Origin of the sequence: Kitasatospora sp. NPDC004799 (assembly GCF_040609095.1) — a bacterium.
Classification (GTDB): Bacteria; Actinomycetota; Actinomycetes; order Streptomycetales; family Streptomycetaceae; genus Kitasatospora.
On the sequence record NZ_JBEXJK010000596.1, the window covers coordinates 1 to 3,612 of the forward strand.

Genomic DNA, 3,612 nt, shown 5'->3' on the forward strand with positions numbered 1-3,612 from the left:
CCGCCGACCCCGGCTCCACCCCGGCCGCGACCGCCGGTCCGGCCAACTCCCGTACCGCCACCGCCAGTACAGCTGGCCGAGCTGGGTGCCGAGGCGACCGCGGCGGCCTGCGACGTGGCCGACCGCGACGCCCTGGCGGCCCTGCTCGGGACCGTCCCGGAGCAGCACCCGCTCACGGCGGTGGTGCACGCGGCCGGCGTGCTCGACGACGGCGTCGTCGCTGCCCTGACCCCCGACCGGGTGGACGCGGTGTTCCGCCCGAAGGTGGACGCGGCGGTCAACCTCCACGAACTGACGAACGGGCAGGACCTCGCCGCCTTCGTGCTCTTCTCCTCGGCCGCCGGCTCCTTCGGCAACGCCGGCCAGGGCAACTACGCGGCGGCCAACGCCTTCCTGGACGCCCTGGCCGCGCACCGCCGCGCCCACGGGCTCCCGGCCACCTCGCTGGCCTGGGGCCTGTGGGAGCAGCGGCCCGAGACGTCCGCGCCCGGCGGGATGGCGGGCGAGCTGCGGGACGGCGACGCCCGGCGGCTGGCGCGGTCCGGCGTCGGCGCCCTCGCGGCCGAGGAGGGGCTCGCCCTGTTCGACCGGGCGCTGTCCGCCGACCGGGCCGTCCTGGTGCCGATCCGGCTCGACCTCGGGACGCTGCGCGCACGGGCGGGCGCCGACCTGCCGCACCTGCTGCGCGGCCTGGTCCGGAGGCCGGCCCGCCGCGGCGCGGCCGCGGGGGCGGGGTCATCCGGCTCCGAACTCGCCCGCCTGCTGGCGCCCCTGGCGCCCGAGCAGCGGCTCGCGCGGCTGCTGGACGAGGTCCGCACCCAGGCCGCGGCCGTCCTCGGGCACAGCTCGCCCGAGGCCGTGGAGGCCGCGGTGGCCTTCACCCGGCTGGGCGTCGACTCGCTGACCGCCGTCGAACTGCGCAACCGGCTCGGCGCCCTGACCGGCCTGCGGCTGCCGGCCGGCCTGGTCTTCGACTACCCGACGCCGGCGGCCCTGGCCGCACACCTGGGCCGCGAGCTGTTCGACGGCCGGCCGGACCGCGCGGCCGTCGTGCCGGTGGCGGCCGGCGGGGACGACCCGATCGCCATCGTCGGCATGGCCTGCCGCTACCCCGGCGGGGTGCGCACCCCCGAGGACCTGTGGGCCCTGGTGGCCGGCGGCCGGGACGCCGTCACCCCGTTCCCGACGGACCGCGGCTGGGACCTGGACGGGCTGCACGACGACGACCCGGACCACCAGGGCACCAGCTACGCCCGCGAGGGCGGCTTCCTGCACGACGCCGCCGAGTTCGACCCGGCGTTCTTCGGCATCTCGCCGCGCGAGGCGCTGGCGATGGACCCGCAGCAGCGGCTGCTGCTGGAGACCTCCTGGGAGGCCTTCGAGCGGGCCGGCATCGACCCCGGGACACTGCGCGGCAGCGCGACCGGCGTGTTCGCCGGGGTGATGTACCACGACTATCTCAGCCGGCTCCCGGCCCTGCCCGCCGGCGTCGAGGGCTACCTGGGCACCGGGGGCTCCGGCAGTGTCGCCTCGGGCCGGGTGTCCTACACCTTCGGGCTGGAGGGCCCGGCGGTGACGGTGGACACGGCCTGCTCCTCCTCCCTGGTCGCGCTCCACCTGGCCGCCCAGGCGCTGCGCAACGGCGAGTGCGCGATGGCGCTCGCCGGCGGCGTGACGGTGATGTCCACCCCGGGCCCGTTCGTGGAGTTCAGCCGCCAGCGCGGCCTCGCGGCGGACGGCCGCTGCAAGGCCTTCGCGGCGGACGCCGACGGCACCGGCTGGGCCGAGGGCGCGGGCATGCTCCTGCTGGAGCGCCTCTCCGACGCCGAGCGCCACGGGCACCGGGTGCTGGCCGTGGTGCGCGGCAGTGCGATCAACCAGGACGGCGCCAGCAACGGGCTCACGGCCCCCAACGGCCCCGCGCAGCGCAGGGTGATCCGCCAGGCCCTGGCCGCCGCCCGGCTGTCGGCCGCCGAGGTCGACGCGGTCGAGGCGCACGGCACCGGCACCCGGCTCGGCGACCCGATCGAGGCGCAGGCCCTGCTGGCCACGTACGGGCAGGAGCGCAGCGGCGAAGAGTCTTTGTGGCTGGGATCGTTGAAGTCCAACATCGGCCACGCCCAGGCGGCGGCCGGTGTCGGCGGCATCATCAAGATGGTCATGGCGATGCAGCACGGGGTGCTCCCGCAGACCCTGCACGTCGACGAACCGTCCCCGCACATCGACTGGACGTCGGGCGCGGTCGAGCTGCTGACCGAGGCGCGGCCCTGGCCGGAGACCGGCCGTCCGCGCCGGGCGGCCGTCTCCTCCTTCGGGTTCAGCGGCACCAACGCCCACGTCGTGGTCGAGCAGGCCCCGGCCGCGGCGGAGCCCGGCCCCCGGGTCGCGCCTCCGGCCGTCCCGTGGGTGCTCTCCGGCCGCGACGAGGGCGCGCTGCGGGAGCAGGCCGTCCGCCTGCTCGCCCGGCTGGGCGCCCGGACGGACCTGGAGCCGGTCGACGTCGGATACACGCTGGCGACCGGCCGGGCGCTGCACCGGAACCGGGCGGTGGTCGTCGGCCGCGACGGTGCCGAACTCCTGGCGGGAGTCCGGGCGTTGGCGCGCGGCGTAGAGGTGGCCGGGGTGGTGGCGGCGGAGGCCGGCGGGAAGCTGGCGTTCCTGTTCACGGGGCAGGGGAGTCAGCGGCCGGGGATGGGGCGTGAGCTGTACGAGGCGTACCCGGTGTTCGCGCAGGCCTTCGACGCGGTCTGCGAGCGGGTCGAACTTCCCCTGAAGGACGCCGTGTTCGGCGAGGACGCCGAGCTGCTGGCGCGTACCGAGTTCACCCAGCTCGCGCTGTTCGCGGTCGAGGTGGCGCTGTTCCGGCTGTACGAGAGCTGGGGTGTGCGCCCGGACTTCCTGGTCGGCCACTCGGTCGGCGAGCTGGCCGCCGCCCATGTCGCGGGCGTGCTCTCGCTGGACGACGCCGTCACGCTGGTGGCGGCGCGCGGCCGCCTGATGCAGGCGCTGCCGACCGGTGGCGCGATGGTGGCCGTCAAGGCCGCCGAGGCCGAGGTCCTGCCGCTGCTGACCGACGGCGTGAGCATCGCCGCGGTCAACGGCCCCACGTCCACCGTGATTTCGGGCGACGAGTCCGAAGTCCTGGCGATCGCAGCGAAGTTCGAGAAGACCAAGCGGCTCAACGTCTCCCACGCGTTCCACTCCCCGCTGATGGACGCCATGCTGGACGACTTCCGCACCGTCGCCGAGGGCCTGACGTACGCCGAGCCGGTCATCCCGCTCGTCTCCAACGTCACCGGAGCCGCCACCGAGGAGCTGTGCTCGCCCGACTACTGGGTGCGCCACGTCCGCGAGGCCGTCCGGTTCCTGGACGGCATGCGGACCCTGGAGGCCCAGGGCGTCACCACCTACCTCGAACTGGGCCCGGACGGCGTCCTCACCGCCATGGCCCAGGAGTGCGTCGAGCAGGGCGACTTCGCCCCGGCGCTGCGCTCCGGCCGCCCCGAGGCGCAGACCACGCTGACGGCCCTGGCCACCGCCCACGCCCACGGCGCGGGCGTCGACTGGTCGGCCTTCTTCGCCGGCACCGGCGCCCGCCGCACCGACCTGCCC

Annotated in this window: 1 pseudogene; it reads left to right on the forward strand. The window is 76.2% G+C overall.

Features of this window, described 5'->3' with window-relative positions:
* Positions 1-84: 84 nt before the first annotated feature.
* A pseudogene (locus ABZW03_RS38625) lies at positions 85-3,612 on the forward strand (type I polyketide synthase); the annotation flags it as partial.